General features: G+C 72.3%; 20 protein-coding genes and 1 tRNA gene. 3 read left to right on the top strand and 18 right to left on the bottom strand.

The annotated features are described in order from the left end of the window. Nucleotides 1–39: 39 nt before the first annotated feature. From folE to dacB, 6 genes are all read right to left on the bottom strand, one after another. Nucleotides 40–645: a GTP cyclohydrolase I FolE gene (gene folE, locus DVR05_RS09710; protein WP_116245512.1), complete on the bottom strand. Its 606-nt coding sequence runs from the start codon at nt 643–645 to the stop codon at nt 40–42. Next, nucleotides 642–2,648, bottom strand: a complete 2,007-nt coding sequence (gene ftsH, locus DVR05_RS09705) for an ATP-dependent zinc metalloprotease FtsH (protein ID WP_116245511.1) — start codon at nt 2,646–2,648, stop codon at nt 642–644. The genes folE and ftsH overlap by 4 nt, the downstream gene beginning before the upstream one ends. A 254-nt stretch (nt 2,649–2,902) precedes the next feature. Next, nucleotides 2,903–3,457 (bottom strand): hypoxanthine phosphoribosyltransferase, encoded by a 555-nt coding sequence (gene hpt, locus DVR05_RS09700; protein ID WP_198659117.1) that lies wholly within the window; start codon nt 3,455–3,457, stop codon nt 2,903–2,905. 110 nt (nt 3,458–3,567) lie between these two features. After that, nucleotides 3,568–4,614 carry a tRNA lysidine(34) synthetase TilS gene (tilS, locus tag DVR05_RS09695; protein WP_116245509.1) on the bottom strand — a complete coding sequence of 349 codons (1,047 nt, stop codon included), beginning with the start codon at nt 4,612–4,614 and terminating at the stop codon, nt 3,568–3,570. Further along, nucleotides 4,611–5,690, bottom strand: a complete 1,080-nt coding sequence (locus tag DVR05_RS09690) for a zinc-dependent metalloprotease (RefSeq protein ID WP_116245508.1) — start codon at nt 5,688–5,690, stop codon at nt 4,611–4,613. Before DVR05_RS09690 ends, tilS begins: the two co-directional genes overlap by 4 nt. A 253-nt stretch (nt 5,691–5,943) precedes the next feature. Further along, nucleotides 5,944–7,332, bottom strand: coding sequence for a D-alanyl-D-alanine carboxypeptidase/D-alanyl-D-alanine-endopeptidase (gene dacB / locus DVR05_RS09685; protein WP_116245507.1), 1,389 nt, complete (start codon nt 7,330–7,332; stop codon nt 5,944–5,946). Between the two features lie 75 nt (nt 7,333–7,407). Between dacB and DVR05_RS09680 the strand changes: the two genes are divergently transcribed. After that, nucleotides 7,408–7,938, top strand: coding sequence for an inorganic diphosphatase (locus DVR05_RS09680; protein ID WP_198659116.1), 531 nt, complete (start codon nt 7,408–7,410; stop codon nt 7,936–7,938). 130 nt (nt 7,939–8,068) lie between these two features. Here DVR05_RS09680 and DVR05_RS09675 read toward each other — a convergent pair whose 3' ends face one another. Both DVR05_RS09675 and DVR05_RS09670 read right to left on the bottom strand, forming a co-directional pair. Then, nucleotides 8,069–8,638 (bottom strand): RNA polymerase sigma factor, encoded by a 570-nt coding sequence (locus DVR05_RS09675; protein WP_116245505.1) that lies wholly within the window; start codon nt 8,636–8,638, stop codon nt 8,069–8,071. Nucleotides 8,639–8,713: 75 nt separating this feature from the next. Next, nucleotides 8,714–8,968 carry a hypothetical protein gene (locus DVR05_RS09670; RefSeq protein WP_116245504.1) on the bottom strand — a complete coding sequence of 85 codons (255 nt, stop codon included), beginning with the start codon at nt 8,966–8,968 and terminating at the stop codon, nt 8,714–8,716. 554 nt (nt 8,969–9,522) lie between these two features. Between DVR05_RS09670 and DVR05_RS09665 the strand changes: the two genes are divergently transcribed. Next, nucleotides 9,523–10,083, top strand: coding sequence for a hypothetical protein (locus DVR05_RS09665; RefSeq protein WP_116245503.1), 561 nt, complete (start codon nt 9,523–9,525; stop codon nt 10,081–10,083). Between the two features lie 19 nt (nt 10,084–10,102). Here the strand turns inward: DVR05_RS09665 and DVR05_RS09660 are convergent, their stop codons facing one another. After that, nucleotides 10,103–10,480: a hypothetical protein gene (locus tag DVR05_RS09660; protein ID WP_116245502.1), complete on the bottom strand. Its 378-nt coding sequence runs from the start codon at nt 10,478–10,480 to the stop codon at nt 10,103–10,105. A gap of 63 nt (nt 10,481–10,543) precedes the next feature. Further along, complete coding sequence (locus DVR05_RS09655) at nt 10,544–10,744, bottom strand: hypothetical protein (protein WP_116245501.1); 201 nt, start codon at nt 10,742–10,744, stop codon at nt 10,544–10,546. 150 nt (nt 10,745–10,894) lie between these two features. Here DVR05_RS09655 and DVR05_RS09650 point away from each other — a divergent pair, with 150 nt between their 5' ends. Then, nucleotides 10,895–11,728, top strand: coding sequence for an exonuclease domain-containing protein (locus DVR05_RS09650; protein ID WP_116245500.1), 834 nt, complete (start codon nt 10,895–10,897; stop codon nt 11,726–11,728). Nucleotides 11,729–11,909: 181 nt separating this feature from the next. Here DVR05_RS09650 and DVR05_RS09645 read toward each other — a convergent pair whose 3' ends face one another. From DVR05_RS09645 to DVR05_RS09610, 8 genes are all read right to left on the bottom strand, one after another. After that, nucleotides 11,910–12,272, bottom strand: a complete 363-nt coding sequence (locus DVR05_RS09645; protein WP_116245499.1) for a hypothetical protein — start codon at nt 12,270–12,272, stop codon at nt 11,910–11,912. Between the two features lie 361 nt (nt 12,273–12,633). Then, a tRNA-Thr gene (locus DVR05_RS09640) sits at nt 12,634–12,709 on the bottom strand. 88 nt (nt 12,710–12,797) lie between these two features. Next, nucleotides 12,798–14,384 carry an alpha/beta hydrolase gene (locus DVR05_RS09635; protein ID WP_232832057.1) on the bottom strand — a complete coding sequence of 529 codons (1,587 nt, stop codon included), beginning with the start codon at nt 14,382–14,384 and terminating at the stop codon, nt 12,798–12,800. A gap of 151 nt (nt 14,385–14,535) precedes the next feature. Continuing rightward, entirely contained in the window at nt 14,536–15,708 is a 1,173-nt protein-coding gene (locus DVR05_RS09630) for a DNA polymerase III subunit delta' (protein WP_116245498.1), read from the bottom strand. 178 nt (nt 15,709–15,886) lie between these two features. Further along, nucleotides 15,887–17,995 (bottom strand): dTMP kinase, encoded by a 2,109-nt coding sequence (tmk, locus tag DVR05_RS09625; protein ID WP_116245497.1) that lies wholly within the window; start codon nt 17,993–17,995, stop codon nt 15,887–15,889. A gap of 237 nt (nt 17,996–18,232) precedes the next feature. Continuing rightward, nucleotides 18,233–21,094 (bottom strand): type I DNA topoisomerase, encoded by a 2,862-nt coding sequence (gene topA / locus DVR05_RS09620; protein WP_116245496.1) that lies wholly within the window; start codon nt 21,092–21,094, stop codon nt 18,233–18,235. Between the two features lie 634 nt (nt 21,095–21,728). After that, complete coding sequence (locus DVR05_RS09615; RefSeq protein ID WP_116245495.1) at nt 21,729–23,057, bottom strand: hypothetical protein; 1,329 nt, start codon at nt 23,055–23,057, stop codon at nt 21,729–21,731. Nucleotides 23,058–23,376: 319 nt separating this feature from the next. Further along, the gene (locus DVR05_RS09610; protein WP_116245494.1) at nt 23,377–24,018 is read right to left on the bottom strand and encodes a chaplin family protein; all 642 of its coding nucleotides are present in this window, start codon (nt 24,016–24,018) and stop codon (nt 23,377–23,379) included. Nucleotides 24,019–24,167: the final 149 nt, after the last annotated feature.

Here is a 24,167-nt window from a genome sequence, read left to right as displayed (position 1 = left end):
CTCCGGTGGTCGGGGCCGCGGATCACGCGCGGCGCCGGATCAGCGGCGGTCCAGGATGAGGCTCATCGCCTCCGACCGCGTGCGGTCGCTGCTGCGGAAGATCCCGCGCACCGCCGAGGTGACCGTCTTGGCGCCGGGCTTGCGCACCCCGCGCATGGTCATGCACAGGTGCTCGGCCTCGACCACGACGATCACCCCGCGCGGCTGGAGGTGGTCCATGATGGCGTCCGACACCTGCCCGGTGAGGCGCTCCTGCACCTGCGGGCGGCGCGCGTAGACGTCCACGAGCCTGGCGAGCTTGCTCAGTCCGGTGATCCGGCCGTCCGCGCCCGGGATGTAGCCCACGTGCGCGACGCCGTAGAACGGCACCAGGTGGTGCTCGCACGTGGAGTACAGCTCGATGTCCTTGACCAGCACCAGTTCCTCGTGGTCGGCCTCGAAGACCGTGGTGAGCACGTCACCGGGCTTCTGGCCGAGGCCGGAGAACTGCTCCTCGTAGGCGCGGGCGACCCGCTCGGGCGTCTTGACCAGGCCGTCGCGGTCAGGGTCCTCGCCGATCGCGATGAGGATCTCGCGCACGGCGCGCTCGATGCGCAACCGGTCGACCGATCTGGGCGGGCGCTCCTCGTCGAAGATGTCGGTCACGCCTCATCCCCCTCGATCCTGTTGGCCGCGGCGCTGGGCAGCTGGCCGTTGGTCTCCGAGCCCCGCACCTCGGCGCCGTTCAGCTCGGCCAGCTCCTTCTTGGACAGCACGGGGGGCCGCTCGGAGGGCTGGCGCTTGCCGTAACCGGTGTAGGAGCCGCGCGACGGCCGCTTGCGCACCGGGGCGAAGATCTCCAGCACCTGCTCCTTGCTGAGCGTCTCCTTCTCCAGCAGGGCCACCACCAGGTTGTCCAGGACGTCCCGGTACTCGACGAGGACCTCGTAGGCCTCGTCGTGCGCGGACTCGATGAGGCGGCGCACCTCCTCGTCGATGATGGAGGCGATCTCCTCGGAGTACTCGCGGGCGTGCGCCATCTCCCGCCCCAGGAAGGGCTCGGTGCTGGCGGAGCCGAACTTGCGGGCGCCCAGGCGCTCGCTCATGCCGTACTCGGTGACCATGTTGCGGGCGAGCGTGGTCGCCTTGTCGATGTCGTTGCCCGCGCCGGTCGTGGGCTCGTGGAAGACCAGCTCCTCGGCGGCCCGGCCGCCGAGCATCATGGCGAGCTGGTCCATCATCTGCGAGCGGGAGGTGAGGAACTTGTCCTCGGTCGGCACCGACATGGTGTAACCGAGCGCCCGGCCGCGCGGCAGGATCGTGATCTTGTGCACGGGGTCGGCGTTGGGCAGCGCGTGGCCCACCAGGGCGTGGCCGCCCTCGTGGTAGGCGATGACCTTCTTCTCCTGGTCGGACATGACCCGGGTCTTGCGCTCGGGACCGGCCATGACCCGCTCGATCGCCTCCTCCAGGACGGCGTGGGTGATCACGGAGGCGTCCGCGCGGGCCGACAGCAGCGCGCCCTCGTTGATGACGTTGGCCAGGTCGGCGCCGGTCATCCCGGCGGTCTGGCGGGCGATGACGTTGAGGTCGACGTCCTCGGCCAGCGGCTTGCCCTTGGAGTGGACCTTGAGGATGTCGCGGCGGCCGTCCATGTCCGGGCGGTCGACGACGACCTGCCGGTCGAAGCGGCCCGGGCGCAGCAGCGCCGGGTCGAGGATGTCCGGGCGGTTGGTGGCGGCGATGAGGATGACGCCGCCCTTGACGTCGAAGCCGTCCATCTCGACCAGCATCTGGTTGAGGGTCTGCTCGCGCTCGTCGTGGCCGCCGCCCATACCGGCGCCGCGGTGGCGGCCGACGGCGTCGATCTCGTCGATGAAGATGATCGCGGGGGCGTTCGCCTTGGCCTGTTCGAACAGGTCGCGCACCCGGGAGGCGCCGACACCGACGAACATCTCGACGAAGTCCGAACCGGAGATGGAGTAGAACGGCACCCCGGCCTCACCGGCGACGGCGCGGGCCAGCAGGGTCTTACCGGTCCCGGGCGGGCCCATCAGGAGCACGCCCTTGGGGATCTTGGCGCCCATGGCCTGGAACTTGGCCGGGTTCTGGAGGAACTCCTTGATCTCCTGGAGCTCCTCGATGGCCTCGTCGGCCCCGGCGACGTCGGAGAAGGTGTTCTTCGGGGTGTCCTTGGTGATGAGCTTGGCCTTGGACTTGCCGAAGTTCATCACGCGCGACCCGCCGCCCTGCATCTGGCTGAAGATGAACCAGAAGATGGCGATGATGATGATCAGCGGGAGCAGGCTGAACAGGGCCGTGGTCCAGATCGGGGTCGTGGCCACCGAGACCTGGTACGACTCCAGGTTGCCGTCCTCGGAGTCGGCGTTCTCCTGGAGCATCGCGCCGAGCTCGGCGCCCTGCCCCTCGACCCAGTAGGACTCCAGGATCTCGTCGTCCGTGGTGGTCAGCAGGATCCGCTGGTCACGGTCGATGATCTCCGCGCTCTCGACCTGATCCCGCTCGATGAGCTGGTAGACGCGGGAGATGTCGGCCTGTTCCGGTTGCGGACCGCCCCCGATGTCGAACACGCGGAAGCCGATGACGAGCATGACGGCGACGGCCAGGATCCATATCCACGGGCCGCGGAAAAAACGCTTCAGATTCATGTGAGCGGAACCCCTGTCGGGTCCGTCCCTCCTGACCAGGCCGCCCCGCCCCAGAGGACTTTCCGAAGCAGGACCAATCGGACATGTTCTCCCTGCGATGACGCCGGGATCTTCGACGGTACACCTCGCCCTGCCGAGCGGGCACACCGCTCGGGCACCCGGAGCGGGGCCGTCACCGAAGCAACGACGAAGCCCCGTTCCGTTGTTCCCGGGCTGTGTTCGCCCCGGGCATCCGCCGCGGCCTCCCCGGGTCCCTACTCCTCGTAGACGTGCGGGGCGAGGGTGCCGATGAACGGCAGGTTGCGGTACTTCTCCGCGTAGTCCAGCCCGTAGCCGACGATGAACTCGTTGGGCAGGTCGAAACCGATGTACTTGACCTCCAGGTCGACCTCGAAGGCCAGCGGCTTGCGGACCATCGTGCAGACCTCGACCGAACGGGGGCCGCGCGACCTGAGGTTGCCCACCAGCCAGGACAGGGTCAGCCCGGAGTCGATGACGTCCTCGACGATGAGGACGTCGCGGTCCTTGATGTCGGTCTCCAGGTCCTTGAGGATGCGCACCACACCGGAGGAGGTGGTCCCGGCCCCGTAGGAGGAGACCGCCATCCAGTCCATGGAGACGGGCGTGTGCAGCGTCCGCGCCAGGTCGGCCATGACCATGACGGCGCCCTTGAGGACACCGACGATCAGGAGGTCCTTGCCCGCGTAGTCCGCGTCGATCCGCTCACCCAGCTCCGCAAGGCGCGTATTGATCTCTTCCTCGGTGACCAGGATCTTCTCCAGATCGCGGCCCATGTCTTTGGCGTCCACGCTCACTGTCCTCGCTGCTGGGTTCCCCGCTTGCGGCAACCAGGATAAACGTGGTCAACGGGGCGACCGCGCCACCGGCCCGGGAACCGGGAGGCGGACGGCCCGGCCGGTCAGCGCACGAACCGCAGGTTCCCCGCGACGCGGCGCACCCGCACCCCGCCCGGAAGGTCGATGTGGGCCTGCCCACGCCACTGGGTGACCAGCCGTTCGATCTCGCGCACGTGGCGGGCGGTCAGCGCACCGGCGGGGCAGCCCGCCGCGAGGGCGGCACGGCGCAGTACCCGGGTCCGCAGCGCCGCCGGCGCCTCCGACAACGGTGCGACCGACAGCTCCGGCCCCGACGCCGTCCCGGCGGTGTCCGGGGCGCACGAGGCGTCCGGGGCGGGCGTATCCGCCGCGTCCGCGCCGTCCGCGCCGCCGAGGGCGGCGGTGTACAGCTCACCGGCCAGCCCGTCGAGCGTGTCGGCGTCCGCGCGCAGCATCGCGGCCGTGCGCGCCAGCGCGGCCGCGATCCCCGGCCCGAGCGTCCGCTCCAGGGCGGGCAGCGCCTCGTGCCGCACCCGTGAGCGGGCGTAGCGGTGGTCGGCGTTGTGCGGGTCCTCCCAGGCGACCAGGCCCATCCGGTCGCAGGCCGCGCGGACGGTGGCGCGGTCCAGGTCGAGGAGGGGACGCAGGTAGTGACCGTTGCGGGGCGCCATCCCGGACAGGGAACGGGCGCCGGACCCGCGGGCGAGCCCGAGCAGGACGGTCTCGGCCTGGTCGTCCATCGTGTGGGCGAGCAGCACCACCGCGGGCGCGTGCTCGGCGACCGCGGCGTCCAGGGCCTCGTAGCGGGCGCGCCTGGCGGCCGCCTCGGGGCCGCCCGGACCCGTGACCGCCACGGTCCGCACGGAGACGGGGGACAGGCCCAGACCGCGCAGGACACCGGCGACGGACTCGGCGCGCTCGGCGGACCCCTCCTGGAGCCCGTGGTCGACGGTGACCGCCCCCGCGGCCCTGCCCACCCGCGGGGCCTCGAAGGCCACGGCCCCGGCCAGGGCGAGGGAGTCGGCGCCTCCGCTGCACGCCACCAGGGCGGTGGTGTCGGACGGGAGGTCGGCCAGGACCCGCCGGACCGCCGAACGGACGGTGGCCACGGCGGGGGGCGGTCCGCTCACTCCGTGACGGCTGCGGGGCGCACGACCCGGTCGATCCAGGCGTTCGGGTCGCGGATCTCGGCCAGCGTGGGCAGGGTCTCGCGCGAGGTCCACACCTTGTTGAACTCGGCCATGCCGACCTCGGCGACCACCGCGCCGACGAACGCGGCGCCCTCCTCGTACTGGCGCATCTTGAGGTCCATGCCCAGCAGCTGGCGCATGATCCGGTCGAGGGGGTTGGCGGCCTCGCGGCGCTTCTGGAACCGGGCGCGGATCCGCTCCACGCTCGGCACGACCTCCGGGCCGACGGCGTCCATGACGTAGTCGCCGTGCCCCTCGGCCAGGCTCATGACCGCGGTGACGCGGTCCATGATCTCGCTCTGCTCGGGGGTCTGGAAGGCGGTGATGAGGTTGGCGTCGCCGCCGCGCACGGCGTCGGCGACGGCCTCGCCGGCGGCGCGGAGCCGCCCGATGAGGTCGGCGGCGTCCATCTCCGATGACAGCAGGAGCTCGCGCATCAGGTCCTGCACGTGCGAGCGCAGCCACGGCGTGGCCGTGAACTGCATCCGGTGGGTCTCCTCGTGCAGGCACACCCACAGGCGGAAGTCGTGGGAGTCGACGTCCATCTCGCGTTCGGTGTTGACGATGTTGGGCGCCACCAGGGTCAGGCGCCCGGTCGGCGCGTGGCCGGCCGGGTCCGGCGGCAGGAAGAGTTCGTACTGGCCGAGCACCTTCCCGGCCAGGTAGGCGAGCACCGCGCCGAGCTGGACTCCGGTGATCCGGGACCCGACCGCCGAGGTCAGGGCCGCGGCGGTGCCGTTGTTCAGCCGTTCGGAGCTCATCTGTTCCAGGACGGGTTCGAGCACCACCCGGAACCCGTCGACGTTGGCCCTGATCCAGCCGGGGCGGTCGACGACGACCGCGGGTCCGGTGGGTTCGAGGGGGTTCATCCCGGTGAAGTCGCGCACGTGGCCGGCGGCCACGTTGGAGAGCTCGCGCAACTGCGCCACGGCCTGCCGCGCGTCGGAGAGGTCCACCTGCGGCCCCGGGCGGACGAGGCGGACACCGGTGTTGACGGCTACGTCCCAGTCGATCACAGTCACATCGCCAGCCTACCCACGCGTCGCCTCGCGGCACGGGGATCGGGGGAGGAATTCCGGGAGGGGCCGGGGTGATCCCCCGAACGCGCCTCGGGGACGGCCTCCGGACCCGGCGACCGCCACCCGGCTTTCGGAAGCACGGACAGAGCGGGTACCGCGCCGTGGGCGTCGGTCGAGGGCACCCGCCCGCCGCGGCGCGACCCCTCGGGCGAGGGCGGGCGAAGCCGGGCAGGACCGGTGCGGACACCGCTCAGGAGCAGCCGCAGCGGGCCAGGGCGGCGGCGAAGGTGTCCAGGAGCGCCCCCCGCGCGCCCGGGTCGTTCGCCATGAACGCGAAGTAGAAGGTGTGTCCGTCCTGGTCGCGGACGGTTCCGGCCAGGGTGCTCACCCCGTTGAGCGTGCCGGTCTTGCCCCGGACCAGACCGGCGGCGTCGTGGGTGGGCGCGTACTCGCCGTAGCGCCCGTGGCTGCCCAGCGTGCCGGTGGAGTTCGCGGTGGGCAGGCCGGTCAGGGTCGCGTTCAGCTCGGGGTTGGCCGGGTCGGAGGCGATCCGGAGCAGCTCGACCAGGGCGCGCGGGGAGATGCGGTTCTGTGTGCTCAGGCCGCTGTTGTCGGACAGCTCCACGCCCTCCACACCCAGGTCCGCCATCACCCGGTGGGTGGCGGCGGCCGCGCCCGCGAAGGAGGTCTCCTCCCCCATCGCCTCGGCCGCGACCCGGCCGAGCGCCTCGGCCATGTTGTTGTCGCTCGCCAGCAGCATGTGTTCGACCAGGGCCGACACGGGCGCCGACGCGACGCTGGCCACGACGGCGCCGGTCGCCTCGGTCTCGGTCGGGTCGCCCTCGACGGACACCCCGGCGCGCTCCAGCTGGCGGACGAAGGACTCGGCGGCGTACAGGGGCGGGTCGTAGGCCCGGTGCTCGGTGTCGTCGATCACGCCGTTGGCGTTCTCGTCGACCCAGCCGCTGTCGAGCATCAGGGCGTGGGCGGGGGACGTGCTCTGCTCGGTGACGTAGTTGGGCTTCCACCCGGGCCCGAGGACGGAGCCCGTGAAGTAGGAGTCGTCGTAGCCGACGGAGACCGTGTCGAGGCCCAGCTCGGCGAGGGCGGCCGCGGTGCTCCCGGCGAGCTCCTCCAGGGTCGCTACCTGCGGGTAAGCTGCGGAGTCGGCGCGTTCGGTCAGGGTCACGTCACCCGCGCCCCGCAGCACCACGCGGTTCCGGTCGGGGTCGAGGTACACCTCGGTGTGGAGCACGTGGTCGGGGCCCACGGCGGTGAGGACCGTGACCGCCGTGACGATCTTCGTGGTCGAGGCCGGGGTGACCGGGGTGTCCGGGGCCAGCTCGAAGAGCGTCTCCCCGGTGGCGGCGTCGACCACGTAACCGGAGAGGCCCTCCTCCAGCCCGGAGTCGGACATGGGATCATCGAGAATGTCCGCGATCCTGCCCGGGTCGGCCGGAGCCGAGGTCACGGGTTCAACCGCCGCCACGCCCTCCGCGTCCGTGACCGGGGCGGGCTCCGCCGGAACGGGCCGCGCCTCGATGACGTCGAGGGTGACCAGTCCGGCGACCAGCACGAATATGTTGAGCAGGGCCAGTGCGAGGAGGGCCTCGCCTCGTACCCGTCGCACCCTGGGCACCTGCCCTCCTTCGGTGTCGCGGCCAGACGTTGTAGTTATATGGCGACATTAGTCGCAATGGGAGCCGAGATCAGCATGGAATTCGACGTTACGATCGAGATCCCCAAGGGGGAGCGCAACAAGTACGAGGTGGACCACGAGACCGGTCGTATCCGTCTCGACCGCATGCTGTTCACCTCCACCACCTACCCCGCCGACTACGGCTTCGTCGAGGGGACACTCGGCGAGGACGGCGACCCCCTGGACGCCCTGGTCCTGCTCAAGGCCCCGACGTTCCCGGGCTGCCTCATCCGTGCGCGCGCGATCGGCATGTTCCGGATGCGCGACGAGGCGGGCGGCGACGACAAGCTGCTCTGCGTCCCGGCGACGGACCCGCGCCAGGAGCACCTGCGTGACATTCACCACGTGAACGAGTTCGAGCGCCTGGAGATCCAGCACTTCTTCGAGGTCTACAAGGACCTGGAGCCGGGCAAGTCCGTCGAGGGCGCCACCTGGGTCGGCCGCCACGAGGCCGAGCAGGAGATCATCGCCTCGGTCAAGCGCGCCGAGGAGGCCGGTGCGCACGGCGACCGCTCGCACATCTCCACCGGCGGGGACGAGAAGTAGCCGCCGGTTCCACTCGGCGTTCCGACGACGGCCCGACAGGGGAGGCGGCTCCCCCGCCGGGCCGTCGTCGTGCCCGGGGCCGTTCCCGGCCTCCCGGGGCCGGTCGGGCGACCGTCCCCGGCGGGCTCCGTCAGCGGGGCAGCAGGGGGTGCGCCGGCTCCCATCCCCCGGCGATGAGGCAGCCCACGAACACGACCACCAGCAGCGCGGCCAGGAGGACCGCCAGGAGCGGCAGCTGGGAGACCATCCCCCGCGCCAGGAAACGGGTGGCCGGGGGGAGGGGGAACCCGTCCCGGCCGAAGTGGTCGGCGCGGGCGGTGACGTGCGCGCGGTAACCGTCGAGGGCGGGCCCCGTCATGCCGTTGAGCACCCGCGCCCGCACGAGTTCGGTGTGCTCGGGCATCCGCCACGACTCGGCGGACTCGGCCCGGGCGCTCCCGTTCGTGTGCCGGGCGCACTCGACCTCGGCCAGGGCGTGCAGCCACTCCCGCAGGCGGTCGGCGTCCCGGAGGTGGCCGATGTGCGCGTGCGCGACGATGAGCGTGTCCCGGAGCACGACGTGCGCGGTGTCGCGGTCACGCAGGACCAGGATGCAGCTCCGGTACAGCTCGTCCCCGTAGGCGTCGAGCAGATACGCGTAGGCGTCCGCCTCCGAGGTGTCGGTGGAGCGCAGGGCGCGGAGAAGATCCCGGTCCGTCATAGACCTAGAATCTACGCCGCGCACGACACGCCCTTCTCCCCTTTGCGGAAAGACCCCCGTCGCGCGCCTTCCAGCTCAGTCGTCACCCTCGACCGTGTCGGCCGCACCGTCGGGAGCCGCCCCCCGGTGCGACACGGTCGCGGGCTGCCGGGTGGCGCGGGCCAGCGCGTGCTCGCGCAGCCACAGGAGCACGTAGGTGAGCACGGTGAGCCCCGCGACCAGCAGCGCCGCCCCGGCGCCGAGGAACCCGAGGGCCATCACCGCGGCGGTTACGACGACCAGCGCGCGCACGAGGACACGCGCCCACAGGCCCGGTGCGCCGGGACTCACCTGGGTTCCCGGGGGACGGATGCCATCACGGCCACTCCTGACACTGCGGCTGGGGGAGGGGGAGCGTCCCGTGCCGGCGTCGCTCGCACGCCGTCCACGGGTTCCACATGTCACCACCACGCGCCGCCACCCGCAACACGCCCGGGACGGCGAGCGGGTGAGACGATCGACACGCGCGTTCGCCCACGATCGCTTGACTCCTCCCGGGCTTTGCTGGTCTCCTTGGAACCATGCATCCGTACACGCCCGCCGACGCCATGGCTCGCACGGCCCCCGGGGCCTCCTGCCACCTGGCCGTCGAGGCGTGTCCGTGTTGTCGTCGCTGAGTCGCTCCGCCGGGCGTGTCCGCACGCCCGTGCCCGACCGACCCGGTGCGCGCCCGCCCCGTCCGCGTTCCCGTGTGAACTGACGGCGGCCCGCACCCGCCCGGGGTGTCCCGTCTCCGCGTCCGCGCGTCGAGCGGTCACCCCCGCCGCCCCGGCTCTCCGGGGCCCGTCGACGACATCAGCGCGCTCCCGCCGCCGAGGCGCGCACACGTGAAGGATCTTCCCACGATGCTCCAGCAGGCTTCCACCGCTCTTCGCCCCGACTCCGCGCCCGCGACCGCTGCCCGCCCCGCCCGGATCTCCCCGGAGGGGATCGGCGACGTGGTCGACGCCGGCCGACGCTCCGGCTACGCCCACCTGAGCGAACGCCGCCTGCCGACGATCGGCCGCCTGGTCGCGGCGGCGCGCGGGGCCGCCGACGCGATGCGCCGGCCGACGCTCTGGCCGTCCCGACGGGGCCGCTGGCAGGTGGCGCCCCGCGCGGCCCGCCGCCACGTCAACGGGCGGCTCCGGGTGACCGTGGTGGCGCTCGACCCGAACACCTTCGTGCCCGAACCGGCCGTCCACCCGGGACGACGGCACTCCCTGGAGGTCCTGTTCCCGGTCAGCGGGCGGGCGCACCTGATCGCGTCGGGCCCGGGAGGGGAGATGCTGTCGGCCGCCGAGCTGGTCGCCGGGCGCGCCCGGGTCGTGGGGTCGGCCCAGCACGCGACCGGGGCGCGCCCGGCGACCCAGCACCTGGTGAACACCGGTGACGAGGTCGCCGTGGTGGTCCGGGTGACCGCCTGAGCCGGAGCGGGCCGCGGGGTCACGCATCGGCGCCGCGCCCCGCGGCGGCGGCGCGGAGTTCGGCGTCCACCGCCTCGATCGAGCGGAGGACGGCCGCGGTGCGCCGTCCCTCCTCCAGGTAGGCGTTCATCACCTGGTCCAGCGCGTGGGGAGGCAGGTGCTCGCGCAGGTCCACCCGGGCGGTGCGGTACCCCTCGCGGGCGGCCTCCAGCGCGGCGGACACGTACTGGTGGGCCAGGCGGGAGAGGGCGACCGGATGCCGGCGCAGCACTCCGTGCAGCCGGTAGTCGGCCGGTACGTGGTCGAACAGCCACACCAGGGCCGTCTGCTCGAAGGAGTCCGACCCGGGTGGGTGCACACTCGCGGGCCAGTCCGGCGTCAGCGACTGATCGGGCATGCCCACAGCATACCCGTTGTTCGAAAATGCGTTCGATTGACCCGGCGCCGGTGCGCGACGTTGTCAGTCGGCGGACTCCTCCTTCTCCTTCGCGCGTTTCTCCAGCTCCACCCGGATGGCGAGTTCGGCGGCATCCACCGCTGCGCGGGCGGTGATCGCGTTCGTGTGCGCCCGTTCCAGCTCCTCCAGGAGGATGCAGTCGAAGGACACACGTGCGTCGTGGATCGCGGCTTCCAACTGGCGTGACGCCTCTTCCAGACTCATGTCCCTCCCTTCCCCAGAAGTCGACCGGCGCACACCACCGCCCCCTCCTCCCCACCCCGTTCCCATCCGCCCTGTCCCCGGCGCGTTCTACGATGTGCGCAGTCACCGCTGTTCACGGCGGTGCCGTTCATCCGGCCGGAGAGGGATCCCATGCGCAACCGCTACCCCGGGACCTGCACGACCTGTTCGGTCCCCGTCGCCGCTGGTGACGGCGTCGTCGTCAAGGACGGCGGCCGCTGGCGCACCTACTGCGCCGAGCACGAGCCCCGCCCCGCGCCGCCCGCGCGCGGCGACCACCCCGGGTGGCACACCACCCCCCTGCTCGGCTTCGACTCCGAGACCTCCTCACGCGACCCCGAGGACGCGTTCGTGGTCTCGGCCGCGCTCGTCGACAGGAACGGCGGGACGACGACGTGGCTGGTGGACCCCGGCCCCCGCGAGATCCCCGAGGACGCGGTCGCCATCCACGGGATCAGCACCGAACGGGCCCGTGACGAGGGTCGGCCCGCCCCCGAGTGCCTGGAGGAGATCGCCGACGCCCTCACCGCGCAGCTGTCGGCCGAGCAAGGGGTGGTGGTGTTCAACGCCCCCTACGACCTGAGGGTGCTCACCCGGGAGCTGGAGCGGCACGGGCTGACCCCGCTCTCGGAGCGCCTCGGCGGCACCGTGGCCCCGATCGTGGACCCGTTGGTGATCGACCGGGGGGTGGAGCCGTACCGGCGCGGCACCCGCAACCTGAGCGCGATGAGCGCGTACTACGGGGTCGACCTGACCGAGGCGCACACCGCCGCCGCGGACGCCCTGGCGGCGTTGGCCGTGGCGGAGGAGATCGGGGCGCGGCACCCGGACGTGGCCGGGCTCAGCCTCGTGGAGCTGCACGAGCGGCAGGTGCGCTGGGCGCTCGGGTTCGCGCGCAGCCGCCAGGAGTGGTTGGACCGGACCAAGCCCGGCCACGGGACGGTCGTGGACGGCACCTGGCCCTAGGGTGCGTCGCTGGGTCCTCCGCTCCGCTTCGGACCGCGTTCGGGGCGTCCCAGAGGCGGGGATGCTTCACCCTCGCCTTCGCCCACCGCTCGTACCGCGCTCGCGGCCCAGCTCGTCCTGCGGCGCCCTGCCGACGCCCGAACGTCAAACCCCCTCGGAGGAGCGCTGTGGGAACGGGAGGCTAGGCGTCCAGCGCGCGTCCGGGGCCGGAACCGCCCCCCAGGTCCGCGACGATCCCCCGGGCGCGCTCCTCGTCGACGTCGACCCGCTCGCTCACGATCCGCACCGCCTCCTCGGTCCGGTCCAGCGACACGAGGTTGCGTACGCGGGCGCGCAGCGACGGCGGCAGGTCCTCAGGGTTCCGAGGACCGGGCACGTACCCGCCGACCTGCGGCTCGGGGCGCTCGGACGGGTCGATGTCCGGAACCCGTCCGGCCGCGAGGCGCTCCTCCAGCGAGGCGATGATCCGCCGCACCGCGTAGGACCCCCCGCCGAGGACGAGGACGACCCCCACGAGCAGGAGCACCATGAACAACAGACTCATAGTGCGCATCTACCCGCATTCCGGTCATAACAGCCATGAACTGACACAACGTACGGTAAGCATCCATTGACCGGAGGCGACACCCACCCCCGTCGTCAGCGGACCCGGGTCAGGCGACGTCCTCGGGCGGCTCGCGCGCCTCGCACCGTCGCCGAAGGTCCCGTCGTGCCTCTGCGCCTGGAAGTGCGCGGTGACCAGGTCGCGCACCCCCTCGCCGAGCGTGTACCCCGGTTCCCACCGCGGAGGCGAGGACGGCGGTGGGCTGCCCGGGCGTGCGGTTCTCGAACCCGGCCGTGCGCCACCAGCGACCGGCCCGGAAACACCTCGGGCCCGCCCGGAGAACCGGACGGGCCCGAAGGGGTGGAGCCGCCTGTCGGAATCGAACCGACGACCTATTCATTACGAGTGAATCGCTCTGCCGACTGAGCTAAGGCGGCACCGCGCCGCGCGTTCAACGCGGCGAAGCGGTCACCAGTCTAGCGCCTCCACCGGGGTGATTCGTACACGTTCACCGTGTCGGCTCCCTCACGCGCACGCCATCCCGTCCTCGGGGACGGTCAGCTCGATGAGGTACTCGTCCACCATCGCGTCCACGCACCGGTCACCCATCCGGTAACCGGTGTGGCCGTCGCCGTCCCGGGTGACCAGGAAACCGGAGTCCAGCTGCTCGGCGAGCGCCTCCGCCCAGGCGTACGGCGTGGCCGAGTCGCGCGTGGTCCCCACCACCATGATCGGGTCGGCGCCCTCGGCGTCGATCGGGCCGCCCGCGTCCACGGCCTCCTCCGGCCAGTAGGCGCACGGCAGCGCGCCCCAGGCGAGCCCCGGCCCGAAGTTCGGCGACTCCTCCTCCGCCTCGGCCGCGGCCTCGACGTAGGACTCGACGTCGCGCGGGCTCGGCGAGTCCGAACAGTTGACCGCGATGAGCGCCGCCGTGGAGTTCTCGTAGTCCTCGGGGTCGGACCGGCTGTACAGCTGGTCCGCGAGCAGCATCAGAGCCGTGCCGTCACCGTCTTCCATGGCCTCGGTGAGCGCCCCGCGCACCCGCTGCCACCAGGCTTCGGTGTACAGCGCCGCGAGCACGCCGAGCTCCGCGCGCGTGCGGTTGACCTCGCGGTCGTCGAGGGAGTTGGGGAGCGGGGCCTCGGCCGCGCCCTCCAGGAAGTCGTTCAGTACCGCGATGCCGTCGTCCACGCTGTCGCCGGGGCCGCCCAACGGACAGTCGGCGCGCCCCAGGCAGTCCTCGACGAACGCCCGCAGCGCGGTCTCGAAACCGGTCGCCTGGTCCACGCTGAGATCGAGCTGGTCCTGGCTCGGGTCGACCGCTCCGTCCAGGACCAGGGCGCGGACCCGGTCGGGGAACTGGTCGGCGTACTCGGCGCCGATGTGCGTGCCGTAGGAGGCGCCGAGGTAGGTCAGCCGGTCGTCACCCAGTAGTGCGCGCAGGAGGTCCATGTCACGCGCGACGTTGACGGTGCCCATGTGCAGCATGAGGTCCGGCGCGTTGGCCTCGCACGCCTCGACGAACTCGCGGCTGCTCTCCACCATCTGCGCGACGCCCTCGTCGGTGAGCTCGGTCAGGTCCGCGTCCCCGTCCTCGGACTCGGCGTCCGTGCCGAGGAACTCGTCGAGTTCGACGGCGTCCAGACAGGTGAGCGGGGTGCTGCGCCCCACGCCGCGCGGGTCGAACCCGACCACGTCGAAGCGTTCGCGCACGTCGTCGCTGACCGCGTAGGCGGCCTGGTCGACGTAGTCGAACCCCGAACCCCCGGGGCCGCCGGGGTTGATCACCAGCGAGCCGATGACGTCGTCGCCCTCGGCGGGCAGACGCTTGACCGCGATCTCGATCCGCTCGCCGTCGGGTGCGTCGTAGTCGAGGGGCACCTCGAAGACCGCGCACTCGGCGCCCTCCAGGCCGGACTCGCAGTCCTCCCAGTCGAGCTCCTGATCGGTGAAGTCCGCCAGGTCGGCGGCGGCGTCGGCGGCCTCCCCCGGGCGTCCCCCGGCTTCCGCGGGGCTCCCTCCGCCGTCGGCGCCGCCGAACGCGCAGCCGGTCGCCAGCAGCACCGCTCCCGCGAGCGTGGCCGCCAGCGGCCCCCGATTGATCGTGCCCACCCGTTGTCCGCCCTCTCCGTGTCGGCCGACCGTGGTCGGTGCGCCGTCGGCGCCGCACCATTGTGCCGGACCCGCACGCCGTGCTCTCCACCGCCCACCCCTCACCCCCAACGGACTCGCGCGGCGCGATACTCCCGCGGCCCGGGAACGGTCACCCGGCGAGCAGCGCCGAGGTCATGGCCTCCATGGCGATCTGCGGATGCACGTTGGCGGCGATCCGCTCGCGGCAGCCCATGATGGCGTCGATCCTGCGGAGGGTGGCCTCGGGCGTGCTGGACCGCGCCACGCGCTCCAGGTCGCCGGAGCGGTCCCCCGTGGACAGCTCCACCCGCGCACCCAGCTGGAGGGTGAGCACGTCGCGGTAGAACGCCGCCAGGTCGAGCAGCGCGCGGTCGTAGGAGTCGCGCTTGATCCGGGTGGCGCGCCGCTTCTGCCGGTCCTCCAGCTCCTTGAGCGCGCCGGCGGCGCCCCGGACCGCCTTGGCCACGCCCTTGCCGGTGGACCCCTCACCGAAGGCCGCCTTCAGCTCGCCCCTCTCCCGCTCGTCGAGGGCGGTGGTGAGGGCCTTGGACTCCTCCTCCGCGATCTCGTAGAGCCGGGCGGCGGCCGTGACGCACGCGCCGAGCCCGTCGAGCCGGGCGGGGATGGCCAGCACCTCCTCCCGGCGCCTGCGCGCCTCGGGGTCGGTGGCCAGCTGCCGGGCCCGGTCGAGCCGTCCCGCGGCGGCCCGGGCGGCGGCCTGGGCGGTCTGCGGGTCGACGCCCTCGCGTCGGACGAGCGCGTCGACCACCTCCCCCGTGTTCGGCGTGGTCAGGGTGACCAGTCGGCACCGGGACCGGATGGTGACGAGCAGGTCGTCCGGTGTGGGCGTGCACAGCAGCCACACGGTCCGGGGCGAGGGCTCCTCGACCGCCTTGAGCAGGGCGTTGGAGGCGGCCTCGGTGGCGCGGTCGGCGTCCTCGAACAGGACGATGCGGAACCGCCCCCCGGAGGGTTTGGACCCGGCCCGCAGGACCAGGTCGCGGGTGTCGGCGACGCCGTAGCTCAGCCCGCTCGGCCGCACGTACAGCACGTCGGGGTGGGTCCCGGCGAGCACCTGGTGGCAGGAGCCGCAGCGGCCGCAGCCGCCGTCCCGGCACTGGAGGGCGGCGGCGAAGGCGCGCGCCGCCTCCGAGCGCCCCGAACCGGGCGGCCCCGTGAACAGCCAGGCGTGGGTCATCCCCCCGCCGGAGCCGCCCGCGACCAGGTCCCCGGCCGCGGCGACGGCGCGTTCCAGCTGGCCGACCGCCGCTCCCTGGCCGACGAGGTCGTCGAAGACCGTCACGCTTCCCCCCGGGCCCCTCGCTGATGTCTGGTTCAAGGATAGGAGCCGCCACCGACGCGCGGCGCTGTCGTCCAGGTTCCGTCCATGGCCCCGGTCCCCGCGACCCGCGCGGACGCTCCGCGCTTCCACGAGGCGGTGTCCGCTCCCGGGCGGCGGGGGCGGGCCCTGACGGTGGACGCTACTCGTCCTTGATGACCGGGATCATCCCGGTCACGGCCTCCGAACCGCTCGGCACCGGGTCGGGCAGGAGGGTGCGGACCCGGCGGCGGATCTCCCGGCTGATCCTCTCCTGCGGCTCCCGGGCGTCCAGCACCAGGTAGCGGTCCGGGTTCGCCCTGGCCAACGCCAGGAAACCCTGGCGGACCCGCTCGTGGAACTCGGCCGACTCGGACTCGATCCGGTCGGCGGGGCCGCCGAGGCGGGACAGCCCGTCCTCGGGGGGGACGTCGAGCAGCACGGTCAGGTCCGGGACCAGGCCCTGGGTCGCCCAGTCGCTGATGTCGCGGATCTCCTCCGACGACAGGTCGCGCCCGGCCCCCTGGTAGGCGAGCAGCGAGTCCACGTAGCGGTCGCTGATCACCACGGCGCCGCGTTCCAGGGCGGGCAGGATCTCGCGTTCGACGTGGTCGGCCTTGTCGGCCGCGTACAGCAGCACCTCCGCCCGGGGGGTGATGTGCGAGTTCTCCTTGTCCAGGAGCAGTCCGCGCAGGCGCATGCCCAGCTTGGTCGCCCCCGGCTGTCGCGTGCCGACGACCTCGAAGCCCTGGTCGCGCAGCCACACGGTGAGTTCGCGGACCTGGGTGGACTTGCCGGCGCCCTCGCCGCCCTCGACGACGATGAACGCGCCGCCGTGGCCGCCCTCCTCCTCGTCCTCGTCGCCCTCGGGGTCGACGCCGCGCAGGGCGGCGACGAGTTCGGGGACCAGGCCGGGACCGGCGTCGGGCGCGTCCCGGTTCATCTGGCGGTAGCACACGAGCGCCACGACCACGGCGAACAGGCCGGAGACCATGAGGACCACGCCGCTGCCGCGCAGGTCGTAGGTGAGCGGGCCGACCGGCAGGGCGTAGTCTCCGATGAGGCCGGCGGCCACCGGCGCGAGGGCGGTGGAGCCGACCAGCACGATCCGCGCCGCGCCGTGCAGGAAGGCGAAGGTCCGCCCCCGGTAGGCGTCCTCGACCTCGTGGCCGAGCATCGTCAGACCGATCACCCACGCGATCCCCGCCCCCATACCGAGGAACGCGGTGAGCACGGCGGTGAGCACCATGTCCGCGACGGCGCCGGCCAACAGCAGGGCCGCACCCGCGACGACGATGCTCAGTCCGAAGAGGCGTCGGCGGCTGAACCGCTTGAGCACGCGCGGCCCGGCGAGCATGCCCAGCGCCATCCCGGCGAAGACGGCCGCGAAGACCATGCCGAAACCGGCGTTGCCCGCGCCCAGGGACTCGACGTGGATCCGGCCGACGCCGACGACGGCGCCCCCGGCGGCGAAGGCGCCGAGCATGCCCAGCACCAGACCGCGCACGAGCGGGGTTCCGCCGACGTAGCGCCACCCCGTCCACACGGCGCGCAGGATGCCGCTGTCGGCGGTGCCGCCCTCGGCGTCGGCCGCCGCCCTGTGCTTGGGGATCGGCAGGCCGACGACCACGATCGCGGCGACGAAGAACGTGACGCCGTTGAGGTACAGGGCGATGTCCGCCTCGGGGCTGGCCATCGAGGGCAGCAGCGCGCCGAGCACGTTGCTGACCGAGGCGAGCGCGGCGAACACCAGGGCCGCCACGGGCGCGGTGCCGTAGGTGGTGAGCAGACTGAGCTGGTTGGCCTGCTCCAGGAACTTCTTGGGCACCAGGTTGGGGACGGTGGCGTCCTTGGCCGGGGTCCAGAACAGGGCGACGATCTCGGCCAGGAGGTTGGCGATGAGCAGCCACTCCAGGGCGAAACCGGGCAGGAACAGGCCCACCAGGGGGATGGAGACGTACAGCAGGCCGCGCAGCACGTCGCCGACGACCATCGTCCAGCGCCGGTCGAGCCGGTCGGCGACCACCCCGGCCAGGGGACTGAACAGGATCGACGGGGCGAGCTTGATCACCACCACGCCGCTGACCGCCAGGTACTGGACGAGCTGGGAGCTGTCGGCGGTGAAGATCGCCGCCAACGACATCAGGGCCAGCAGACTGAGCCAGTCACCCAGGCTGGAGAGGGAAAGCGAGATCCACAACCTTCTGAAGGGTGAGATCGCGAGGACGTGGCGCGCCTCGGACGGCGCTCCCAGGGGTGCAGATCTGCTCATAGCGCTCAAGATTATCGGTGAGGGGGATAGGGACCGGCTGGTCGACGACCCGCCGCGTCGTGATTCGAGAGATGGAGCTGGAGGTCACACACGTCTCACGTGTTCCCCTCCGCCACACACAGACTAGTACGGAACATCACTCCCGGACAGGGGGTGTTCCTGGTGGGTCACCGTCCCGCCCCCGCACACGGCCCGCCCGGGCGCCTCCCTGGGGGAGGCCCGGGCGGGCGGCGCGTGTCAGGACTCCTCGGTGGCGGACTTCCTCGCCGTCGTCCTCGGCGTGCCGTCCTTCTTCGCGGCGGCGCCCTTGGCGCCCGCGGCCTTGCGCGTGGTCGACGCCTTCTTCGTCGTCGTGGCGCCGGACTTGGCGGTCGTCGACTTCTTCGCGGTCGTCGACTTCTTGGCCGTGGTCTTCTTCGCGGAGGGCTTCTTCTTGGCCGGCGCCTTGGCGCGCCGCTCGGCGAGCAGCTCGGCGGCGCGCTCGTCGGTGATCGACCCGACCTCGTCCCCCTTGCGCAGGGAGGCGTTCACCTCCCCGTCCGTGACGTAGGGGCCGAAACGTCCGTCCTTGATGACCATCTTGGCGCCGGAGGCCGGGTCCTCCCCCAGTTCGCGCAGGGGCGGGGCCGCGGCGCGGCGGCCGCGCTGCTTGGGCTGGGCGAAGAGCGCCTTGGCCTCCTCCAGGGTGACCGTGAAGATCTGCTCCTCGGTCTCCAGCGAGCGGCTGTCGGTGCCCTTCTTCAGGTAGGGGCCGTACCGGCCGTTCTGCGCGGTGACCTCCTCACCGTCGAGCTCACCGACGACGCGGGGCAGCGACAGCAGCCGCAGCGCGTCCTCAAGGGTGACGGTGTCCAGGTCCATCGACTTGAACAGGGAGCTCGTGCGCGGCTTGACCTTGGCCTTCGCCTTGCCCTTGCCGCCGTCCTCGGCGGGCTCCTCGATGACCTCGGTGACGTAGGGGCCGAACCGCCCGGTCTTGGCCACGATCGCGCGGCCGGTCTCGGGGTCGGTGCCGAGTTCGCGGTCGCCGCTGGGCTGGGCGAGCAGTTCCTCGGCCTTCTCCTTGGTCAGCTCGTCCGGGGCCAGGTCCTCGGGAACGTTGGCGCGCTCCCCGTTCCGGTCCAGGTACGGGCCGAACCGCCCCACCCGCAGGACGATGTCCGTACCGGGCAGCGGCAGGGAGGAGACCTCCTTGGGGTCGATCTCGGCCAGGTGGTCGCCCACCAGCTCCTTGAGACCGGTCTCCTGCTGGCCCTGGGGGTCCTCACCGCCGAAGTAGAACCGGCGCAGCCACGGCAGGCTCTCCGTCTCGCCGCGGGCGATGTCGTCGAGCACCTCCTCCATGCGGGCGGTGAACTCGTAGTCCACCAGGTTCCCGAAGTGCCGCTCCAGGAGCTGGACCACCGCGAAGGCCAGGAAGGACGGCACGAGCGCCGTGCCCTTCTTGAACACGTAGCCGCGGTCCAGGATGGTGCCGATGATCGAGGCGTAGGTGGACGGGCGCCCGATCTCCCGCTCCTCCAACTCCTTGACCAGGGTGGCCTCGGTGTAGCGGGCGGGCGGACGGGTGCTGTGTCCCTCGGCCTCCAGCGTCTGGGCCTTGAGCGGGTCGCCCTCGGCCATCGGCGGGAGGCGCCGCTCGCGGTCGTCCAGGTCGGCGGCCGGGTCGTCGGAGCCCTCGACGTAGGCCTTGAGGAACCCGTGGAAGGTGATGATCTTGCCGGTCGCGCTGAACTCGGCGACCTCGCCGCTGGCGGAGGTGCCCTCGATCCGCACGGTGACGGACTCGCCGACCGCGTCCTTCATCTGGGAGGCGACCGTGCGCTTCCAGATCAGCTCGTAGAGGCGGAGCTCGGGACCGGACAGGCCGGTCTGGGAGGGGATGCGGAACTCGTCACCCGCCGGGCGGATGGCCTCGTGCGCCTCCTGCGCGTTCTTGACCTTGCTGGCGTACACGCGCGGCTTGTCGGGCACGTGGTCGGCGCCGTACAGGCGCTGGGCCTGCGAACGCGCGGCGTTCACCGCGCTCTCCGACAGCGTGGTGCTGTCGGTACGCATGTAGGTGATGTGACCGTTCTCGTACAGCCGCTGGGCGACCTGCATGGTCTGCTTCGCGGACAGGCCGAGCTTGCGGGACGCCTCCTGCTGGAGGGTCGTGGTGCGGAACGGCGCGTACGGGGAACGGCGGTAGGGCTTGCGCTCCACGGACTTGACCGTGAAGCCGGCGCCGTTCAGCCGCTCGGCGAGCCCGCGCGCGGCCGCCTCGTCCAGGTGCCGGACGGAGCGGTCGGAGCGCAGCGTGCCCTGGGAGGTGAAGTCGCGGCCGAGGGCCACCCGCGTGCCGTCCACGCTGACCAGGGCGGCGGGGAAGGCGACGGGCCCCTCGGAGGCGCCCGCCTCGGTGGCGTCGAAGACCGCCTTGATGTCCCAGTACTCGGCGGAGGTGAAGGCCATCCGCTCGCGTTCGCGCTCGACCACCAGGCGCGTGGCGACCGACTGCACCCGCCCGGCGGAGAGCTTGGGCATGACCTTCTTCCACAGCACGGGGGAGACCTCGTAGCCGTAGAGGCGGTCCAGGATGCGGCGCGTCTCCTGCGCGCTGACCAGCCGCGTGTTCAGGTCGCGCGTGTTGTTGGCGGCGCGCTGGATGGCGTCCTTGGTGATCTCGTTGAACACCATGCGGCGGACGGGGATCTTCGGCTTGAGCTCCTCGCGCAGGTGCCAGGCGATCGCCTCGCCCTCGCGGTCCTCATCTGTGGCGAGGAGGAGTTCGTCGGCCTCCGCCATGAGCTCCTTGAGCTTCTTGACGTGCGACTTCTTGTCGGCGTTGACGACGTAGAGCGGCTCGAAGTCGCCGTCGACGTCCACGCCGAGCCGTGCCCACGGCTGCCCCTTGTACTTGGCGGGGATCTCGGCGGCCTTGGTGGGCAGGTCACGGATGTGGCCGATGCTGGACTCCACGACGTAGCCGCGGCCCAGATAACCGGCGATGGTCTTCGCCTTGGCGGGCGACTCGACGATGACGAGAGCGGTTCCCGCTCCCTGCCGTCCGCTGTCCTTCGAGCCGTTCTTGCCGGCGCTGCCCTTCGTGGGTGGCACGCTGTTCCCCTACGTCTAGCCCTACGTGATCTGTCCGACCGTGGTCCTGCGGTTCCCTGGGAACCGACAGTAACCGAATGCCAGGCCCTCCCCCGTCGATGGGTGAGCGGCTGCTCGGGTCCGGGACTCCCCCGGTCCGCGGGCGCCGGTCTCACAACCATCGGCACCCGCAGAATAAGCGTTATCCGACCCGGTACCGCTCCACGGTGTCCGCGCGTGGCCGTGGCGACCGTCTCCCACGGTCGCCCACCGCCTCCGAGGAGCACCCGGAACTCACTTCCACAGTGACATCAGTCACACTCGGAGGGTCGGTGCTCCACGACCACCAGAATGCGGCGAGTCCTCCCGGATATTCCCGGGAGGACTCGGCTCACGTCCTGGACCGGTGGCTGTCACCCCCACGCTCCCGCAGTCCACCGCGATCCATTACGGAACGGGAGTGCGGAGGCGACTCACCGGACACGGACGACGTCCGCGGCGCCGGAGCGCCGGTCACGGAACCTCCTCCAGGGTGTGCACCGCCGTCCGGTGGTGTTCGGCGTCTCGCAGTCCACCGCGATCCATTACGGAACGAGACACCGCACTCCTCCGGCCGTCCGGCCCACCACCCCTGGGCGGAGATCCCGCCGGGCCGTTACAGGCCCACGCCGGCGACCCCGAGCAGCTGGCCGACCGGGTCGGCGGCCTGCATGGCCGACGAGGCCTCGGGCAGTTCGTCGGCCCGCTCGGGCGCGTGCTCCTGGACGGCCTGGGTCGTGGTCTCGCTCAGGTCGTACTGGACGGGCACCATCTCCGAGACGGGCACCTCGGGCAGTTCGTGCAGGACGGGGGCGGCGTCCAGGGCACCCGACTGGTGCTCGACGGGGGCGCTCATGTGGTCGACCTCGGCGGTGTCGCCGGTGGAGCTCGCTCCGGCGGTGCCGAGCACGGCGCCGACGGCGTTGCCCGTGATGTTCACCGGCACGTCGCCGTCGATGACGGCCTGGTTGCCGCCGAGCACCGAGCCGTTGCCGGAGGTGGCCACGTCGTGGCCGTCGTGCACGACCGCCCCGGTGTCGGTGGCCGCCGCGCCCGCGACACCGCCCACGGCGCCGATCGCGTTACCGGAGAAGTTGATCGGGACCGCCAGGTCGGCCACCAGCTGGTTGCCGCCGACCAGGGAGCCGTTGCCGGAGGTGGCGATGTCCGAGTGCGCCATGTGCTCGCGCTCGGCGGGGGCCGACTGGCGGAGCACGCCCGCGTCCACGCCGGAGGTGTCGGGCAGCACCTGGACGTTCTCGGCGGCCTCGCCGACCAGGTCCATCGTGCCGAACTCGGCGGGGGCCGACTGGTGGGCGCGGTAGCCGCCGCCGTTGCCGCCGCCGTCGCCGTCCGCGACGTCGTGCACGATCGCGTTGGTGTCGGTGGCCGCGGCGCCCGCGACGCCGCCCAGGGCGCCGACCGCGTTGCCGGAGATGTTCACCGGCACGTCCAGGTCGCCCACGATCTGGTTGCCGCCCAGGACCGAGCCGTTGCCCGACGAGGCGATGTCGCCACCGCCGTCGCCGTCCGCGGCGTCGTGCACGACCAGGGCGTTGGCGTCGGTGGCCTGGGCACCGGCCATGCCGCCCACCGCGCCGATGGCGTTGCCCGCCACGTTGACCGGGATGTCGCCGTCGACGACGGCCTGGTTGCCGCCCAGGATCGAGCCGTTGCCCGAGGTGGCGATGTCGCGGTCGTCCTCGATCACGGCCGCCGTCGAACCGGTGCAGGAGGCGCCGGAGACGCCCAGCACGGCTCCGATCGAGTTGCCGCAGACGTTGATCGGCACGTCGCCGTCGACGACCAGCTGGTTGCCGCCGCCGATCGAACCGTTGCCGGAGGTGGCGATGTCGCCGTCGGCGAACGCCACTCCCGTCCCCAGGGCGACGAAGCCGGCTGCCAGGAGCATGGCCTTCGCTGATGTGCCAGCCCACTTACTCATGTGGGAAGTCCTTTCGGAAAACGAGTTGAGAAGGTGTCGTGCTTGGGGCCACAGGCCGTTCCGCGCCCCTGGATGGGACGCGGGCCCTCGACCGAGCCCGGGGATCATCCGGTCGGCCGCGCACCTGGGCGGTGCGTGTCTGCCGGGCTGGTGAGCGCGCCGCGGTCCGTCTCCGCTGGGTGCGGGCGAACGCGCGCGCTCCGTCGATCAGCTCCGCTCTGGGTGAGCGGCGGCTGACGTGAACCCCGCGATCTCGGCTGCGGCCGGTGCTGCGGGACTCGCGTCAACCCCCGGACCGCTCGGCGGCCCGGGTGGCCGATCAGGCGCGGGCGCGCCGGCGGAGACCCATGAGGATCAGTCCGGCCCCGGCCGCGGCGGTGGCGAGGGCGGCGACGACCATCCAGAGCACCCCGGTCGCGTCGGCACCGGTGACCGCCAGTTCGGTGTCGTCTCCGGGCGGGGCGGACCCCTCGGAGACGGGGGTCCCCGGCCGCTCCTGCGGAGGCGCGCCCTCCTCTCCCTCCGAGGACTCACCGCGGTTCTCCTCGGTGGGGGCGGGGGACTCCTCCGGGCTGGGGGAGGCGGTCTCCGCCGGGCTCGGGCTCTCGTCGGGAGAGTCCTCCCTGGGGTTGTCGTCGGGGGTCTCGCCGTCGTCGTAGTAGCCGTCGTGGCTGTCGTCGGGACGGCGGTCACCCGGCGTCGCCGGGGAGCCGGACTCCCCGCCGTACCCGTCGTGGACGACGGCGTCGCCGTCCACGCACCCGGCCCCGGCCACACCGACCACGGCGACGGCGTTGCCGCAGACGTTGACGGGGACGTCGATGTCGGCCCCGACCTGGTTGCCGCCGCCGATCGAACCGTTGCCGCTGGTGGTGGTGTCGGCGTGGGCCGCGCCACCGGTGGCGGTGAGGAATCCGGCCGCGACGAGGGCGGCGACGCGGGAAGCTGTTGCGTGGGTCATCTCATGTCCTTGGGTCAACGAGGAAGTCTGCTTGCGGCTCGTGTGACCACGGACGGCGGCTCCAGGCTGGATCAGCGAAGGAGCGGACACCCACCGGAGAGGCGGGGAGAGCGCGCTGGGCGCACTACTGACCGGCCGCGGTCGTCAGG

The sequence above is a fragment of the Nocardiopsis sp. FIRDI 009 genome, assembly GCF_003386285.1.
GTDB lineage: Bacteria > Actinomycetota > Actinomycetes > Streptosporangiales > Streptosporangiaceae > Nocardiopsis.
The sequence above is the reverse complement of the archived record's forward strand: the minus strand, read 5'-3'. Positions and strand labels throughout refer to the sequence as shown.

Excerpts from the sequence above, each read along its gene's own strand:
- ftsH (WP_116245511.1), bottom strand. The coding sequence starts at position 2,648 with ATGAATCTGAAGCGTTTTTTCCGCGGCCCGTGGATATGGATCCTGGCC.
- DVR05_RS09680 (WP_198659116.1), top strand. The coding sequence starts at position 7,408 with ATGGAATTCGACGTTACGATCGAGATCCCCAAGGGGGAGCGCAACAAG.
- DVR05_RS09675 (WP_116245505.1), bottom strand. The coding sequence starts at position 8,638 with ATGACGGACCGGGATCTTCTCCGCGCCCTGCGCTCCACCGACACCTCG.
- DVR05_RS09665 (WP_116245503.1), top strand. The coding sequence starts at position 9,523 with ATGCTCCAGCAGGCTTCCACCGCTCTTCGCCCCGACTCCGCGCCCGCG.
- DVR05_RS09660 (WP_116245502.1), bottom strand. The coding sequence starts at position 10,480 with ATGCCCGATCAGTCGCTGACGCCGGACTGGCCCGCGAGTGTGCACCCA.
- DVR05_RS09655 (WP_116245501.1), bottom strand. The coding sequence starts at position 10,744 with ATGAGTCTGGAAGAGGCGTCACGCCAGTTGGAAGCCGCGATCCACGAC.
- DVR05_RS09650 (WP_116245500.1), top strand. The coding sequence starts at position 10,895 with ATGCGCAACCGCTACCCCGGGACCTGCACGACCTGTTCGGTCCCCGTC.
- DVR05_RS09645 (WP_116245499.1), bottom strand. The coding sequence starts at position 12,272 with ATGAGTCTGTTGTTCATGGTGCTCCTGCTCGTGGGGGTCGTCCTCGTC.
- tmk (WP_116245497.1), bottom strand. The coding sequence starts at position 17,995 with ATGAGCAGATCTGCACCCCTGGGAGCGCCGTCCGAGGCGCGCCACGTC.
- DVR05_RS09615 (WP_116245495.1), bottom strand. The coding sequence starts at position 23,057 with ATGAGTAAGTGGGCTGGCACATCAGCGAAGGCCATGCTCCTGGCAGCC.
- DVR05_RS09610 (WP_116245494.1), bottom strand. The coding sequence starts at position 24,018 with ATGACCCACGCAACAGCTTCCCGCGTCGCCGCCCTCGTCGCGGCCGGA.